Consider the following 15,029-nt stretch of genomic DNA (forward strand, 5'->3'; position numbering starts at 1 on the left):
TTTTTCTGCGAGATAAACTTTTTTAGCAGCTGACTGCCAGTTTTTTGCAACTGTTTTACCGCAAAAAAGCAGAAATATGCTATAATGAGTTGATTATTCTATTAAACATAAGGAACATGAAAATGAACAATTATGCAATTATTTTAGCAGCGGGGAAAGGAACCCGCATGAAGTCCGATCTTCCCAAAGTTCTGCACAAAGTGGCAGGACTGACAATGCTGGAACATGTCTTTGCCAGCGTTGAGGCGATTGCTCCTGCTAAAACAGTTACCGTTATCGGCCATAAGGCTGAACTGGTACGAGAAGTATCCGCCGAAAAGTCAGCTTTCGCTCTGCAAAGCGAACAGTTGGGGACAGGCCATGCTGTTATGATGGCAGCGGAAGAGCTGGCTGACCTTGATGGTCAAACCTTAATTATTGCCGGAGATACACCGCTGATTACAGGTGAAAGTTTGAGAAATCTGCTGGATTACCACAGGCGCCATAAAAATGCAGCGACTATTCTGACGGCTATGGCTGACAATCCTTTTGGTTATGGCCGGATAATCCGCAATAACCGCAGTGAGGTTACTAAAATTGTTGAACAAAAGGATGCATCAGACTTTGAACAACAGGTCAAGGAAATTAATACAGGAACCTATGTTTTTGATAACCAGCGTCTGTTTGCTGCCTTAAAAGAACTCAATACAGACAATGCGCAAGGAGAGTACTACCTGACAGATTTGATTTCTATTTTCCGTGACAGTGACGAGAAAGTTGGAGCCTTTACCTTAGCTGATTTTGCAGAAAGTCTAGGTGTCAATGACCGTTTGGCTTTAGCGACTGCTGAGAAAATTATGCGCCAGCGCATTAATAAAAAGCATATGCTCAATGGAGTGACACTTTCTGACCCTGACACGGCTTATATTGACAGTCAAGTTGACATTGCAGCAGATGTCACCATTGACGCTAATGTCACTCTCAAAGGGAAGACCCAAATCGGTACCGGTTCGCTGATAACCAGCGGCAGCTATATTGTTGACAGCACTATCGGTCAACAGACTGTCATCACGCAATCAATGATTGAAGAATCGACTCTTGCTGATCAGGTGACTGTGGGGCCTTATGCGCATGTCCGCCCGGGTTCGCTTCTGGCTCAAGAGGCACATATCGGCAATTTTGTTGAAGTTAAAGCAGCGCAAATTGGTGAAAAGACAAAAGCAGGGCATCTGACTTATATCGGCAATGCCTCTGTTGGAAAAAACGTCAATTTTGGAGCAGGAACAATTATTGCCAATTATGATGGCAAAGATAAGTATCAGACGACTATCGGTGATAATGTCTTTATCGGCAGCAATTCGACCTTAATTGCACCAGTAAAACTGGGAGATAATGCCCTGACTGCGGCAGGCTCTGCTATTAATGAAGATGTCCCTGCTGACAGTGTTGCAATCGCTAGAGGCCGTCAAGTTAATAAAGACGGTTATGCGATGACGAAACCACATCATCCCAATAATCAAAAAGGACAGGAATGATTCTATATCATTACGGTCAGAAAAAAAGGCTTAAAATCCTTTATATTGGAGGGGGAGGCAGAAGTGAGCAGCGTGGAACTGTTTTTACAGCGTCTGTAATCACTTTTATAACGTTAATATATTGAATAGGGCCTGAAAAGCTCAAAATAATAACAAATAGGCAGCTGCACGGTTTCTGGACTCTTTGCAAAGGATAATGTCGGAAAAACAGAAGCTTCATCTGGTGCCTATTTTTGCTTTGCTCTTTTCACGGCCTTTGTATCTTGTTTGAACTGAACACGGCCTAAACGCTGCGGGAAAAAGACCGCCCTCCCTTGAGTCTTTAGTGACTCAGCAGTCGGACGCCTATTTTCCCATTGCGTTCTTCACGGCCTTTGTATCTTGTTTGAACTGAGCACGGCCTAAACGCTGCGGGAAAAAGACCGCCCTCCCTTGAGTCTTTAGTGACTCAGCAGTTGGACGCCTATTTTCCCATTGCGTTCTTCACGGCCTTTGTATCTTGTTATAAAGGAGATAGTTATGACGATCAATTATAAGTTGCAAAAAAGTCTGCTGGCTTTGGAAGGTAAAGGTTATGGTGCCTACAAAAGTCTGATTGGCAGCTATGATTATCCCTCTTACCGCCTGATTATTGATCATGTTCAAGTGGATCCTTACGCCCCTCCCTCTAAGATGCGGCTTTTTCTGGCGAAATCAGCAGCCGGTATACCTGCCGATCTGCTGTCTTCCCGCTCAAAATGTATAGCTGTCAGTGATTTTTTAAATCGTTCTTTTGCTCAGGCTGTCAGAGCATACAGCCGGGATATTAAGGCAGCGGGCGGTAAGGGAAGCATTGCGATTGACCCCTGCGGGCAGGAAATCTTGGAGAAGACAGCTGTTATCATTCATCCCCATAGTCTGGAAATTCGTATTACGGTCAATTTGCCGGCAGCCGGCAGGCGAATTATGGGCAAAGCAGCTGATACATTACTGAATACTGTGCTTCCCCTTATTGCTGAAAAAGCCCTTTTTTATAAGAATATTAACCAAAAAAGTCTGCAGGGACAGGTCCGCTTATTTTTAGATCAGCTTTATATCCGTGAGGAACTGCGCAAAAGGGATTTAACCGCTTTTATCGGCAATGGTTCACTTTTGGCCAGATCCAGCGGTGTTTCTGATTTGCCCCTGACTTCAGCGGTTCCCTTTAAAAGTCCCGAAAACAGTGAGATTGCTTTTCACTTACCTAGTGGAAAAACCATCAAAGGTATGGGAATCGGTACTGGTGTCAGCCTAATTGTCGGAGGCGGCTACCATGGAAAATCAACCTTGTTAAATGCACTTGAGCGCGGTGTTTATTCTCATATTGCCGGAGACGGCAGAGAATATGTCATTACTAGGACAGATGCTGTCAAGATTAGGGCAGAAGACGGACGCAGTATTGCTAAGGTCAACATCAGTCCTTTCATTAATAATCTGCCTGCTAAGCAGGATACCAAAGTCTTTTCTACTGAAAATGCCAGCGGTTCAACCTCGCAGGCAGCCAATGTTATCGAAGCTTTGGAGGCTGGGAGTTCTCTTTTACTGATTGACGAAGATACTTCAGCTACAAATTTTATGATTCGCGACCGCCGCATGCAGGAATTGGTTGCCAAAGAAAAAGAACCTATTACCCCTTTTGTTGAGCGGGTAGAGTCGCTTTACAGAGATTTAGGAACCTCTGCCATTCTTGTTGTAGGCGGTTCCGGTGCTTATTTTGATGTGGCTGACAGAGTCATGCTGATGGATAACTATCGTGTCTATGATGTGACCGAACAGGCGCATGCAATTGCCCGAAAGGACAGTCATCAGGCGGTCGATCAAGGGCAGCAGCCTTTTGCAAAATCTGAAAAACGGGTAGTGCTGAGGTCAAGTTTTGCAAAGAAAGGCAGGGAAGACCGGTTTAAGGCTAAAGGAATACAAACAATGGCTTACGGCCGGGAGGCCATTGATATTTCCGGCCTAGAACAGATTACCAGTCCCTCACAGGTCAACTGTCTGGCGGTGATGTTTAGGTTTATTAAGGACAATCTGCTGGATGATAGCCGCTCGCTGCGGGAAATAGCCGACAGTCTCTATGCACATATAGATCAGGAAGGATTAGCGGCACTTGCTCCTGCGGCTTCGTTTCCAGGGGATCTGGCTCTGCCCCGCAAACAGGAATTCTGTGCAGCGCTGAATCGTTACCGCAGTCTGAAAATAAAATGACCTTATTGTTGAAAACAGTCATCAGATAACCAATAAAGGGGTTTGACGGCTGTTTTTTTGGGGGCTTGCCACAGAAAATAGCTTTTCTGTCTGAATTATAGTACAATTGGGATAACAGAATTGTGACAGTTTATGATTTTTAAATAAGGATAAACGTATGGAATTTGAAGAAAAGACGTTAAAACGGCGAAAGATTTTTAAGGGACATATTTTTGAAGTGGCTGTTGATGAGGTTGAACTGCCTAATCACCTTGGCCGCGCAGAACGCGAGCTGATTTTTCACCGCGGAGCCGTTGCCATTTTAGCTGTTACTCCTGACGATAAACTTATCATCGTCAAGCAGTACCGTAAGGCAATCGAAAAGATCTCCTATGAAATCCCTGCCGGTAAACTGGAAATCGGTGAAAATGGTTCCGAATATGATGCTGCTTTGCGCGAATTGGAAGAAGAAACGGGTTACAGCGGTGATTTGGAGCAGATTCACGAGTTTTATACAGCTATCGGTTTTTGCAATGAGAAAATCAAGCTTTATTTAGCTACTAACCTTAAAAAAGTTCCTCAGCCTCGGCCGCAGGATGAGGATGAAGTGCTTGAATTATTTGAGCTGACTTACGAAGAATGCTTGGATTTGATCCAGTCTGGGAAAATTGAAGATGCCAAAACAATCATCGCCCTTCAGTATTTTGCTTTGCATTTTAAAGGAGGTAAATAAATGGGAAAACCACTTTTGACAGATGAAATTATTGAAGCTGCTAATCGTGAGCAGAGACTATCTGAAGCGGCTGACGATGATTTTGAGACAAAAGTCCTTGATAAACAGCTGATAAAAGATGATTTGCTACATGAACATCGGGACGAACGGATTGTTAAAAGCCGCCGGATTGAGAATGCAAAGCGCGGCGAATTTCAATCTAAATTAAACAAAATTTTAATTGTTGTTGTCATCTTGCTGGCTATTCTTATTTACGCTGTTTTTAACTTGTAGTTTAGCAGATTGGTTACGGATTTTAGGTAGGAAAGATATGAGAATTGGAATTATAGCCGCCATGGAGCAGGAGCTCCGTCTTTTACTGGAGCAGCTGGAGAACCAGACAGAGCAGACTGTTTTTGGCAAGACCTATTATGCAGGAAAAATCGGCAGACACGATCTTGTTTTAGTCCAGTCGGGAGTGGGCAAAGTCATGTCAGCTATGAGTGTGGCTGTTTTAGCAGAAGTTTTTGCTGTGGATGCTGTTATTAATACAGGTTCAGCGGGGGCAGCAGCGGCTGATCTGTCTGTTGGCGATATCGTAGTTGCAGATAAACTGGCCTACCATGATGTTGATTTGACGGCTTTTGGCCATGATTACGGCAAGATGTCGGGACAGCCGCTTTATTTTGAGTCTGATCCACATTTTATTGCGGTCTTTAATCAGCTGCTGAAGGAAGAAGGATTAGCTGCCAAAGTTGGGCTTATTCTCACTGGAGACAGCTTTATTGCAGGAGAGGATAAGCTTGCAGCTATAAAAGGTCATTTTCCGCAGGCTTTGGCTGTTGAAATGGAGGGAGCTGCCATTGCGCAGGCAGCATGTGCTGCCGGCAAGCCCTTTATTGTTATCCGTGCGATGAGCGATACGGCAAGCCATGATGCCAATATCACTTTTAACGAATTTGTCCTTGAAGCCGGACGAAAATCGGCTCAGCTTTTGCTGGCTTTTCTGAATCGGCTTTAACAGTTTGGCTTATACTTTTTAGTATGGTATTACTATTTTTCTAAAACAAAAAAAGAATCTGTTTCAAATCAGATTCTTTTTTTGTTAAGATAAAAGGCTGTATTTAGTTTTTATACGGGAAGCTTCAACAATCTGCTGCAGAGTCAGCGTTCGCTGAATAAATATCAAACTTGGAGCTGCTACTCTTTTTTTTCAATATAGATCTGAGCTGCAATATTTTCAGGAATATCCAGTTTTTTGCCATTGTACACAATCGTATAAGTCTTAGCATAACTGTCGACCTGCCTGAGTTCAATCAGCTGCCCCAGCTTAAGCTCGTGTTTAGCTAGGTAATCAAGCAGCAGGAAATCGTCATGGATTCGTCTGACACAGTAACTCCCGCTTTTTTTAGCCCGATTCAGCGGCAAATGATAGGTTTCCTTAAGAAGCTCTCCTTTTTTAGGAATAGTTCCACCATGGGGACAGAAACGAGGATATTCCAGTACCCTGTCTAAACGTTCGATAAAGGCTGCTGAAACGGTATGTTCTAAAACTTCAGCTTCTTGATGAATTTCATCAATAGCATAGTGGAGGTAGTCCACCAAAAAAACTTCAATCAGCCGATGTTTGCGGTATAAATCCGATACCAGCGGCAGGCCTTTCCCAGTCAGCAGATAGCCGTGTGCTTTATCCTTAGCAATCAGACCTTCAGCAAGCATTTTTTTTATCATTTCCGAGACAGCCGGTGCTGAAACCTGCATTTTGGCTGCAATTTGTTTATTGTTGATTTTTTCGTGCTCCTGCCCGATTTCGTAAATGCATTTTAGGTAGTCTTCCTTATTTGGGGTCATTGTTTACCTCTCTTTTACTGTAAAACTATTATAACAAATTTTAGAAAACTGTTGACAAAATGCGTTTTTTAAGTTATCCTAAATTTAAAATTAAGTATACCTAATTTTAAAAAATATAAGGAGCTGCAAATGAAGAAAAAAATTACTGTTATAGTCAGTTTACTGGTCTTGGGATTTGTAGTCTCGGCCTGTTCAGTATCCGGGCAGAAGACTGGTAATAATAAATTAAAGGTGGTGGTGACCAATTCAATCATTGCTGACATCACTAAAAATATTGCTGGGGATAAAATTGACCTTCACAGCATTGTCCCTGTCGGCAAAGATCCGCATGAGTATGAGCCGCTGCCCGAAGATATTCAAAAAGCTGCAGAGGCTGATCTCATCTTTTATAATGGAATGAACCTCGAAACCGGAGGCAATGCCTGGTTTAGAAAATTAATTAATAATACTGGCAAGAAGAAAAATCACGATTACTGTGCAGTCAGTGAGGGGATTAAGCCCATATATCTTGAAGGAGCAAGCGGGCAAGGCAAAGTGGATCCGCATGCTTGGCTCAGTCTGGCAAATGGGATAGCTTATGCTGAAAATATCTGCAGGCAGCTAAGCGCTAAAGACTCATCTAACAAAGCTTATTATAATGAACAATGCAAGGCTTATATCGCCAAGCTGGAAAAACTGGACCAAGAAGCTAAAGAAAAATTAGCTGCTATTGCAAGGGACAAACGGTTAGTTGTCACCAGTGAGGGCTGTCTGAAATATTTTTCACAGGCCTATGATCTCCCGTCAGCTTATATTTGGGAAATTAATACGGAAGAAGAGGGGACACCCGATCAGATTCGTTCTTTAGTGGAAAGATTAAAGGAGCAGCCCCCTTCAGCTCTGTTTGTTGAATCCAGTGTTGATTCCCGCCCGATGGAAACTGTTGCGAAAGAGAGCGGGATTCCGATTTATGCGAAGCTGTTTACAGACTCCGTTGCTGAAAAAGGTAAGGCGGGGGACAGTTATTATGCCATGATGAAATGGAATATTGATAAAATAGCGGCTGGTCTGTCGCAGTAACAGCAAGATGAGGCAGCAGTGAAGCGCAAGTTTGCAGTCTTATCTCTTGTATATAGGGTCCAAATACTGTCAACATGAAACGTTCAGCGAAATCGAAGATTTCTGGCTTACCGTCAGCCGTAGCCGTCTGAAGGCTTTGCCGTCTTTACAGCCAGCCACAGCTTTCTAGCCGTCTTGGCAGGGGTGCGTCTGCGAAATCGGAGATTTCGGACTTACCGCCATTTTCATACGTTTTTTTGACGGCCTTTGTATCTTAGTGGAATTGAACACGGCCTAAACGCTGTGTAAAAAAGATAGCCCTCCCTTGAGTCTTTAGTGACTCGGCGGTCAGGCTCCTATTTTTACTTTGCGTTCTTCACGGCCTTTGTATCTTGATGGAACTGAACACGGCCTAAACGCTGTGTAAAAAAAGATAGCTCTCCCTTGAGTCTTTAGTGACTCGGCGGTCAGGCTCCTATTTTTACTTTGCGTTCTTTACGGCCTTTGTATCTTATTGGAACTGAACACGGCCTAAACGCTGCGGGAAAAAGATAGACTTCCCTTGAGTCTTTAGTGACTCGGCGGTCAGGCTCCTATTTTTACTTTGCGTTCTTCACGGCCTTTGTATCTTATTGGAACTGAACACGGCCTAAACGCTGCGGGAAAAAGACCGCCCTCCCTTGAGTCTTTAGTGACTCGGCGGTCAGGCTCCTATTTTTACTTTGCGTTCTTTACGGCCTTTGTATCTTATTGGGGGAATTAGAATTGTGATTAGGATAAGTCATTTAACATGCGATTACACTAGGACACAGCCTGTGCTGGATAATCTTTCTCTTACGTTGGAGAAGGGCAAAATTATCGGTATTGTCGGTCCTAATGGCGCAGGGAAGTCAACTTTTATTAAAGCACTTTTAGGTTTGGTGGAATACAGCGGAACAATTGAAGTACTTGGAGAAGACTACCGTCAGTTAAGCGGTAAAGCTGCTTATGTTGAACAGAGAAGCCAGATTGATCTTCATTTTCCTATTACCGTTAAGGAATGCGTACTTCAGGGGGCTTACCGCAGAAAATGGCCTTTTCCTTTATTGACTAAAAGAAAAGGCCCACAGCTAAATCAGGTTTTGGAGCAGCTGGGATTAACCAGCCTTAAGCACCGGCCGCTTCACGCTCTTTCTGGCGGCCAGCTGCAGCGGGTTATGATAGCTCGCTGTTTAATTCAGGAGACAGAGTATCTTTTTTTGGATGAACCCTTTGCCGGGATTGATCTTGTCAGCGAGAAAATGATTATTGATTTATTAAGAGAGCTGCAAAGTCAAAGTAAAACGATTGTTATGGTGCATCATGACTTAAGTAAGGTTAGAACTTATTTTGATTATTTGCTGATTTTAAAGCAAAAGCTAGTCGCTTACGGTCCAGTGTCTCAGGTTTTTACCGCTGAAAATTTACAGGCTGCTTACGGCAGCGGACTGTTTATTAATACTAATGGGGAGGTGTAGAATATGCTGCTGAATTTTTTTGATGGTCTGCTGCGTTACCATTTCCTGCAAAATGCTCTGCTGACAGCCGTTGTTATCGGGATTGTTGCAGGCATGATAGGCTGTTTTATCATTCTGCGGTCGCTGTCGTTAATGGGAGATGCGATTTCTCATGCGGTTCTGCCGGGCGTTGCTCTTTCCTTTATTTTGGGACTTCATTTTTTTGTGGGAGCCGTTGTTTTTGGTCTTTTGGCCTCGGTAATCATCACGTTTATTAAAGAAAACAGTACGCTCAAAGGTGATACGGCCATCGGGATCACCTTCAGCTCTTTTTTAGCCCTAGGCGTTATTTTGATAGGTTTGGCCAACAGTTCTACAGATCTTTTTCACATTCTGTTTGGCAATATTTTGGCGGTACAGGACAGTGACAAGTGGATGACACTCTTTATTTCAGCCTTGGTATTGCTGGCTGTTATTATTTTTTTTAAAGAATTGCTTATCAGTTCTTTTGACCCTATTTTTGCCCAATCAATAGGATTAAACGTAACATTTTATCATTATTTGCTAATGATTCTTTTGACTTTGGTTGCCGTTACGGCCATGCAGAGTGTCGGGACGATTTTAATTGTTGCTATGCTGATCACACCAGCGGCAACAGCTTACCTGTACGCCAACAGTCTGAAAGTAATGTTGCTGCTGGCAGGAGCTGTCGGCGCTCTGTCTTCTGTTCTAGGGCTTTTTCTTGGCTATACCTTTAACATTGCCGCCGGCTCATCGATTGTTTTAACGGCGGCCAGCATTTTTCTTCTTTCTTTTCTTTTGTCGCCTAAGCAAAATTGGATAAAAAAATAAAAATGCATCAAGGCTGGCTTAGTTACATATTATATTTTGTTCCTAAATTCTTAAGATTTCTTTTGTAAATCGGATGAGATCAGCAAAAAATTCAGAGTTTTGTTCAGATTTACAAGCTATTCCATACCATAAGGGATAATCAACCGATAGAGTTACAGAGGCTAGCTGATTATTATCCTGTGAGGTTACAAAGGAAGGCATGACAGCGATGCCGACATTTCCTTGAACCAAAGTATGGCTGAGAATAATTGAATCAGTAAAATAAATGGAGGCATTTGGGCACTGCCTTCTGATGAGGCTCTGGATATCACTTTGGCCCGGAGGTGCCTGAAGGGCATTGATAAAAATGAGATTTTCATTGGCTAATTCACTTATTTGGATAGCTGTGTGTGTTCGTAAGCGATGCTCAGGTGGAAGCAAACAGACAAAATGTCCTTCGATCAAGCTTATAAATTGAATGCTGTTAAGGTGCTCGACATCATCTAAAGTTGTGAAAATAAAATCACATTCGTCGTTTAGGAGCTGTTTCTGCAAAATAATATGGCTGGAATTACATAGATAGAGTTTGATATCAGGGTGTTCTTCTTTCAATTTTTTAACGATATATGGCAGACACTGCATTTCTAAAACAGTACCGGTATAACCTACAGATAGTGATGATGAAATTCTTTGCGAAATACTTCGTGCCCGGTTGATTGCCAGATTCATATTTCTGGTGATGTGTTTACAGTCTTCATAAAAACTTTTTCCTGATTCGGTCAACCGTACGTATCGTTTGCCTCTTTGGAATAATTGAAATCCAAGCTCATCTTCTAAAGTTTTTATGGCTTTAGTAACGGCTGGCTGGCTGATATGCAATGCATCGGCAGTTGTTGAAAAATTTAGCGTTTCAGCTAAATGAAGAAAGAGCTCTAATTTCTGAAAGTCCATAGCGTTCTCCTTATACCGAGAGACGAGAGCGTTAAAAAGCCAAGTGATGAGTCTTATAGTGGGTTCTGTTTTATCAAGATTTCTGGCTTTGCTTAAATCTGCTCTCATTTATACTAATAACCTTTTGTCATTAAGTATAACAAACTTCTATTATAAAAGAAAACGTTTTTATGTTATCCTTTTCACATGAAATAAAATAAAAAGGAGGACGTGAAAATGCGTTATATTGTAACTGGAGTTGATGGGCAGCTAGGCCGCCGCATTGCTGAAAATATGCTGGAAAGTGTCACTGGATCAGAACTGACATTTACTGCTTCAGATATTAATCGTTTAAAAAAGGAGCAAATTGCGGAATGGGAAAGAAAAGGAGTGCGGGTTGCGGAAGCAAATTATGACCATTTTAATCAAATGGTAGAAGCTTTTAAAGGCGGAGACCGTATTTATATTATGTCAGGGCTTGAGGTTGGCAAACGTACTAAACAGCATCGTGATGCCATCGATGCCGCCATTAAAGCAGGCGTCAAGCATATTATTTATAATTCCTGTATCGGTGCAACAGAACCTGAGTATGAAAAAGTTTACATCACACCGGATCATACAGCAACAGAAAAATATTTGCGGAGTTTAGATACTGTTACATGGAATACAATGCGAAACAATCTCTACCTTGAGAATTACTTGACCATGTATCCTATGCTTGCTTTTATGGCAGATAATGAATGGTACAGTACGGCAAAAGAAGGGAGAGCTACGTTTGTCCACAAAGACGATGTGGCACGTGCCGGAGCCGCTCTTTTGCTTGGTAAAGGAGAGGTGAATACTTCGTATAATATTTGTGGTTCAGAACATATTTCGGTTCGAGAAATTTGTGATTTAGTAGCGAAAGCTTCAGGACGGCCGTTGAAATATCTTGGAGTTGAACCGGAAGAGTACTATGCATATCTTGAAAAATTGCATATCCCTCGTTTAATTACCGGAGATTTTTCGCAATCTCCAGTCCCTTTTTGCGGTGCAGATATTGTTACCAATGATGAAGCTGTCTTGAACGGCATGGAAGATGTTGAATCAACAGCTATTAGAGATTTGACCGGTCAGGAACCAAAAACAGCTGCGGATATTGTTAAGCATTACAGCTATATATGGGAAGAAAATATTACTAGCTGGGATCAGATGCGCTGAGTGCAGAAGCAAGAGCAACCTACACGGTCCCTTCAGCTGTAAAAATTGGTAATTGGTAATCTTACAGCTAATTTTGACTCTCGCTATAAAAAATACTGTCACAAAAAATGTATTTTCTCTCCGCTCTCAAAAAACAGGCCAGCCTGTCCCAGTGAAATGAAACACTGGCAGGCTGGTCTATTTTTAGGTTTATTTTTTAAATGAATAATCTTTGATGATTTTAACAGAGGTAATTGTTACGTCGGTTTCAGGCTTATCTTGGCTATCGGTAGCTGTCTGTGCAATTTTATCCACAACATCCATTCCGTCGGTCACCTGTCCGAAGACAGTGTAATTCCCATCTAAACTGGGATAGCCTCCATCTTTGTAGGCTTCAATAACAGGCTGCGGGTATTGGCTTGCAGACAGAGATTCTGACTGGTTTTCCGTATTTTGTACAATAAAGAATTGACTGGTATTTGTGTTTTCACCGCTGTTAGCCATAGCCAGCGCACCACGAAAATGATAGAGATAAGGAGTGATTTCATTGGCAAAACCATTGCCGCTGTCAATACTGCTGTCTTTTCCTTTCCAGATGGATTCACCGCCGTCTCCCTGACCGCTGGGATCGCCTCCTTGAATAACAAAATCATCAATGACACGATGAAAAAGCACCCCGTCATAATAGCCTGTTTTGGCATGTGTCAGAAAATTTTCAACGGCCAGCGGAGCGTAATCAGGAAACAGTTTGACAGTGATATCACCCATAGAGGTTTGTATTTTGACTTGAGCCTCATTAGAAGCGACCTTTTTGGAAAGCTGCGGGAAGGCAGACGTTTTGGCTTTTAACGCTTTATCCAGAGCTTTTTGGTAGCTGCTGGCTGCTGACTGGCTGGCGCTGGCTGCCTGACTGGAGGCAACGTATTCCTCTCCTTTCAGCAAACGGTTGAGATCCTCACAGCCGGCTAAAAGAAAAAGTCCGGCAGCGGCTAAAGCCAGATAAAAATATTTCTTCATACGAACTCCTTTGTACATCACGATTGACTTCATTTTACCACATTTTGCTGAAAGAGCAGCCAGACAAATGTGATTTTAGAGTGCAGCTCTTACAGTTGTTTTTTATACCATTTGCCCCATTCTCTCATACTTTGGACAATCGGCTCTAAACTTAAGCCTAATTCGGTCAGAGAATATTCAACACGCGGGGGAACTTCCGGATATACTTCTCTGTGGACAATACCGTTTGCTTCCATAGCCCGTAATTGCTGGGTTAAGACCTTCTGGCTGATTGGAGTCAGTGATTTTTTCAGTTCACCAAACCGTTTGGTGCCTGTCAGTAAATCACGCAGGATGAGAACGACCCATTTATTTCCGACAATTGTTAATGTTGTTTCGACAGGACAGTCGGGTAATTGTTTTTTTGCCATTATGCCTCCTAAAAAAATAATTTTGTGGATAGTTTATTTTATTCATTTGGTACCTTAAAGTAACTAGAAAACTTAAAAGTGCGTACTTCCCAAACCGGATCTATAGGTATATTATAAGACTATAGCTTGAAAAAAACAAGCTAAATATATTTGGAAAAGGAGCCTAGGCAATGACAAACATTTCTATTTTTGGTAAGGGGAATATGGCTCAAGCTCTGCAGGCCCGCTATGAAGAAGCTGGCCATACTGTTACTTTAATCGGTCATGAAGCAGATGCAGTCTTAGGATCTATTGTGATCCTTGCAGTACCCTATTCAGCAGTTGAAGATATTCTGGAAAAATATGCTGATTCTTTGGAAAATAAAATTTTAGTTGATATGACTAACCCTTTAAATTTTGCAACATTCGATGATTTGGCTGTTCCGTCAGATAGTTCGGCAGCAGCAGAAATTGCAGAAAGGGTGCCAAAAGCAAAGGTTGTAAAGGCTTTCAACACCAATTTTGCGGCCAGCCTTGCAACGAAAAAAGTAGCAGATACAGCCGATACGACAGTTCTTCTAGCAGGTGATGATACAGCTGCTAAAGCGGAATTTACAGATGCTCTGACCGGTTCCGGCTTAACTGTTTTGGATGTCGGTAGTCTTAAGCGTGCGCGTGAGCTTGAATCATTTGGCTTTCTCCAATTAGCTTTAGCTGTTCAAGAAAAAATCCCATTCACTGGCGGTTTTGCACTCTATAAATAAAGTCCTCTAAAAGAAAACTCTATGTGATATAGAGTTTTCTTTTTAAATTGAATCGATTACATAAAATGTTCATTTTTTAACTGTAACGCCGCCGGTATTCTGAAGGAGTACAGCCTATCTTCTTTTTGAATTTAGTGTAAAAGTAAGAAAGGCTGGGATAGCCACAGTCGGCAGCGATATCTGCAATGCTGTCTTTTCCAAAAATCAGCCTGATTTGTGCTTCTCCTAAACGACAGCTGACGATATAATGATTAACCGTGTAGCCAGTGTACTTTTTAAATTGTCTGGAGAGGTGGAAAACACTGATATGAAAGGTTTCTGCCAGGGAATTCAAAGAGAGATCTTCTTTAAAATGATTGTCAATGTATTTTCTGATTTCCCGGATAGCATTTTCACGTTTATTTGCAGTTATCAGACGATGTCCTTCTGTCTTATAGGTGATAATCTGGAGAGCAGATGATAGAAGAGAATTGATGTGATTTATGCTTGGGGACGGATTCTTTAAAATTTCATTAAGCATTTCACGAAAAATAGAATCTATTATTTTCCGGTGACGACCTGCTGGTATAATAGGCCAAGAGTCATTTGAAAGCAGATAATTTTCTTCCATTCCTTCAAGTTTTAAACTCTTGATATTAAGACAAATTTCTTCAATTGAATTGGCGACACTAGATTTTTCTGCATGGAGGACTGATGGATTTTTAATGATGAGATCACCAGCCTGAACATCATAAAGTTTACCATCAATATACAGTTTGGTTTCTCCTTTAAAAAGATAGGAGATTTCCAGTGTATCTGCATGGGCATGCAAGTTAAAGGTCCAAGCGTCTTTTTCCTGTTCTTGAATATAGTAAAGGTTTGTTAGATACGGGCTTCCTAACGAGGAGGAGGGAAGCTGTTTTTTTAAATCACAAGTATAGGTGTACATGAGAGCCTCACTTTCTCTTTTAGTATATTTCTTTTTGTCAAAATGAGCAAGAAATAAAATAAATAAATTCACTTGTAAAATATAAAAGTCAGTAAAATAAGCTTTCATGGGCTTTCTGAAACAAAAATAAGCAATCTTTTAGAATAGTTTTAGTGCAAAAAATAGAATATACTATAGATGAGCGAAAGCTTAAATAAAA

15 protein-coding genes are annotated in these 15,029 nt (G+C 41.7%); 10 read left to right on the forward strand and 5 right to left on the reverse strand.

Going from position 1 to position 15,029, the window contains the following annotated elements; genetic code table 11:
* Window positions 1-122: 122 nt before the first annotated feature.
* From glmU to DDV21_RS02500, 5 genes are all read left to right on the forward strand, one after another.
* Window positions 123-1,514, forward strand: a complete 1,392-nt coding sequence (gene glmU, locus DDV21_RS02480) for a bifunctional UDP-N-acetylglucosamine diphosphorylase/glucosamine-1-phosphate N-acetyltransferase GlmU (protein ID WP_116878700.1) — start codon at window positions 123-125, stop codon at window positions 1,512-1,514.
* A gap of 519 nt (window positions 1,515-2,033) precedes the next feature.
* Window positions 2,034-3,737 carry an ABC-ATPase domain-containing protein gene (locus DDV21_RS02485; RefSeq protein WP_116878699.1) on the forward strand — a complete coding sequence of 568 codons (1,704 nt, stop codon included), beginning with the start codon at window positions 2,034-2,036 and terminating at the stop codon, window positions 3,735-3,737.
* Window positions 3,738-3,894: 157 nt separating this feature from the next.
* Window positions 3,895-4,449, forward strand: a complete 555-nt coding sequence (locus DDV21_RS02490) for an NUDIX hydrolase (protein ID WP_116878698.1) — start codon at window positions 3,895-3,897, stop codon at window positions 4,447-4,449.
* Window positions 4,450-4,722 carry a cell wall synthase accessory phosphoprotein MacP gene (gene macP / locus DDV21_RS02495; RefSeq protein WP_116878697.1) on the forward strand — a complete coding sequence of 91 codons (273 nt, stop codon included), beginning with the start codon at window positions 4,450-4,452 and terminating at the stop codon, window positions 4,720-4,722.
* Window positions 4,723-4,759: 37 nt separating this feature from the next.
* Entirely contained in the window at window positions 4,760-5,449 is a 690-nt protein-coding gene (locus DDV21_RS02500; RefSeq protein ID WP_116878696.1) for a 5'-methylthioadenosine/adenosylhomocysteine nucleosidase, read from the forward strand.
* A gap of 179 nt (window positions 5,450-5,628) precedes the next feature.
* Here the strand turns inward: DDV21_RS02500 and DDV21_RS02505 are convergent, their stop codons facing one another.
* Window positions 5,629-6,279: a metal-dependent transcriptional regulator gene (locus tag DDV21_RS02505; protein WP_116878695.1), complete on the reverse strand. Its 651-nt coding sequence runs from the start codon at window positions 6,277-6,279 to the stop codon at window positions 5,629-5,631.
* A gap of 129 nt (window positions 6,280-6,408) precedes the next feature.
* Here DDV21_RS02505 and DDV21_RS02510 point away from each other — a divergent pair, with 129 nt between their 5' ends.
* The 3 genes from DDV21_RS02510 to DDV21_RS02520 all read left to right on the forward strand — a co-directional run bounded on the left by DDV21_RS02510 (window position 6,409) and on the right by DDV21_RS02520 (window position 9,644).
* On the forward strand, window positions 6,409-7,338 hold the full coding sequence (locus tag DDV21_RS02510; protein WP_116878694.1) for a metal ABC transporter substrate-binding protein: 930 nt from the start codon (window positions 6,409-6,411) through the stop codon (window positions 7,336-7,338).
* 746 nt (window positions 7,339-8,084) lie between these two features.
* A complete protein-coding gene (locus tag DDV21_RS02515) occupies window positions 8,085-8,813 on the forward strand; it encodes a metal ABC transporter ATP-binding protein (RefSeq protein ID WP_116878693.1) in 729 nt (242 codons plus the stop codon).
* Window positions 8,814-8,816: 3 nt separating this feature from the next.
* Entirely contained in the window at window positions 8,817-9,644 is an 828-nt protein-coding gene (locus DDV21_RS02520; protein ID WP_116878692.1) for a metal ABC transporter permease, read from the forward strand.
* 42 nt (window positions 9,645-9,686) lie between these two features.
* On the opposite strand, the gene DDV21_RS02525 is transcribed toward DDV21_RS02520, so the two are convergent.
* Complete coding sequence (locus DDV21_RS02525; protein ID WP_162886273.1) at window positions 9,687-10,574, reverse strand: LysR family transcriptional regulator; 888 nt, start codon at window positions 10,572-10,574, stop codon at window positions 9,687-9,689.
* 216 nt (window positions 10,575-10,790) lie between these two features.
* On the opposite strand from DDV21_RS02525, the gene DDV21_RS02530 reads away from it, so the two are divergent.
* Window positions 10,791-11,753, forward strand: a complete 963-nt coding sequence (locus DDV21_RS02530) for an NmrA family NAD(P)-binding protein (protein WP_116878690.1) — start codon at window positions 10,791-10,793, stop codon at window positions 11,751-11,753.
* A 189-nt stretch (window positions 11,754-11,942) separates the two neighbouring features.
* Here DDV21_RS02530 and DDV21_RS02535 read toward each other — a convergent pair whose 3' ends face one another.
* Together DDV21_RS02535 and DDV21_RS02540 are read right to left on the reverse strand one after the other, a co-directional pair.
* On the reverse strand, window positions 11,943-12,749 hold the full coding sequence (locus DDV21_RS02535; RefSeq protein ID WP_116878689.1) for a peptidylprolyl isomerase: 807 nt from the start codon (window positions 12,747-12,749) through the stop codon (window positions 11,943-11,945).
* A gap of 89 nt (window positions 12,750-12,838) precedes the next feature.
* The gene (locus DDV21_RS02540) at window positions 12,839-13,159 is read right to left on the reverse strand and encodes a winged helix-turn-helix transcriptional regulator (protein ID WP_116878688.1); all 321 of its coding nucleotides are present in this window, start codon (window positions 13,157-13,159) and stop codon (window positions 12,839-12,841) included.
* Between the two features lie 170 nt (window positions 13,160-13,329).
* Here DDV21_RS02540 and DDV21_RS02545 point away from each other — a divergent pair, with 170 nt between their 5' ends.
* Complete coding sequence (locus tag DDV21_RS02545; RefSeq protein WP_116878687.1) at window positions 13,330-13,902, forward strand: NADPH-dependent F420 reductase; 573 nt, start codon at window positions 13,330-13,332, stop codon at window positions 13,900-13,902.
* Between the two features lie 76 nt (window positions 13,903-13,978).
* Here DDV21_RS02545 and DDV21_RS02550 read toward each other — a convergent pair whose 3' ends face one another.
* Window positions 13,979-14,938, reverse strand: coding sequence for an AraC family transcriptional regulator (locus DDV21_RS02550; RefSeq protein ID WP_116878686.1), 960 nt, complete (start codon window positions 14,936-14,938; stop codon window positions 13,979-13,981).
* Window positions 14,939-15,029 lie beyond the last annotated feature (91 nt).

The organism is Streptococcus chenjunshii (genome assembly GCF_003086355.1).
GTDB classification, from domain to species: Bacteria; Bacillota; Bacilli; order Lactobacillales; family Streptococcaceae; genus Streptococcus; species Streptococcus chenjunshii.

Coding starts and splice junctions, on each gene's coding strand:
- glmU (WP_116878700.1), top strand. CDS start 123: ATGAACAATTATGCAATTATTTTAGCAGCGGGGAAAGGAACCCGCATG.
- DDV21_RS02485 (WP_116878699.1), top strand. CDS start 2,034: ATGACGATCAATTATAAGTTGCAAAAAAGTCTGCTGGCTTTGGAAGGT.
- DDV21_RS02490 (WP_116878698.1), top strand. CDS start 3,895: ATGGAATTTGAAGAAAAGACGTTAAAACGGCGAAAGATTTTTAAGGGA.
- macP (WP_116878697.1), top strand. CDS start 4,450: ATGGGAAAACCACTTTTGACAGATGAAATTATTGAAGCTGCTAATCGT.
- DDV21_RS02500 (WP_116878696.1), top strand. CDS start 4,760: ATGAGAATTGGAATTATAGCCGCCATGGAGCAGGAGCTCCGTCTTTTA.
- DDV21_RS02505 (WP_116878695.1), bottom strand. CDS start 6,279: ATGACCCCAAATAAGGAAGACTACCTAAAATGCATTTACGAAATCGGG.
- DDV21_RS02510 (WP_116878694.1), top strand. CDS start 6,409: ATGAAGAAAAAAATTACTGTTATAGTCAGTTTACTGGTCTTGGGATTT.
- DDV21_RS02520 (WP_116878692.1), top strand. CDS start 8,817: ATGCTGCTGAATTTTTTTGATGGTCTGCTGCGTTACCATTTCCTGCAA.
- DDV21_RS02525 (WP_162886273.1), bottom strand. CDS start 10,574: ATGGACTTTCAGAAATTAGAGCTCTTTCTTCATTTAGCTGAAACGCTA.
- DDV21_RS02530 (WP_116878690.1), top strand. CDS start 10,791: ATGCGTTATATTGTAACTGGAGTTGATGGGCAGCTAGGCCGCCGCATT.
- DDV21_RS02535 (WP_116878689.1), bottom strand. CDS start 12,749: ATGAAGAAATATTTTTATCTGGCTTTAGCCGCTGCCGGACTTTTTCTT.
- DDV21_RS02540 (WP_116878688.1), bottom strand. CDS start 13,159: ATGGCAAAAAAACAATTACCCGACTGTCCTGTCGAAACAACATTAACA.
- DDV21_RS02545 (WP_116878687.1), top strand. CDS start 13,330: ATGACAAACATTTCTATTTTTGGTAAGGGGAATATGGCTCAAGCTCTG.
- DDV21_RS02550 (WP_116878686.1), bottom strand. CDS start 14,938: ATGAAAGCTTATTTTACTGACTTTTATATTTTACAAGTGAATTTATTT.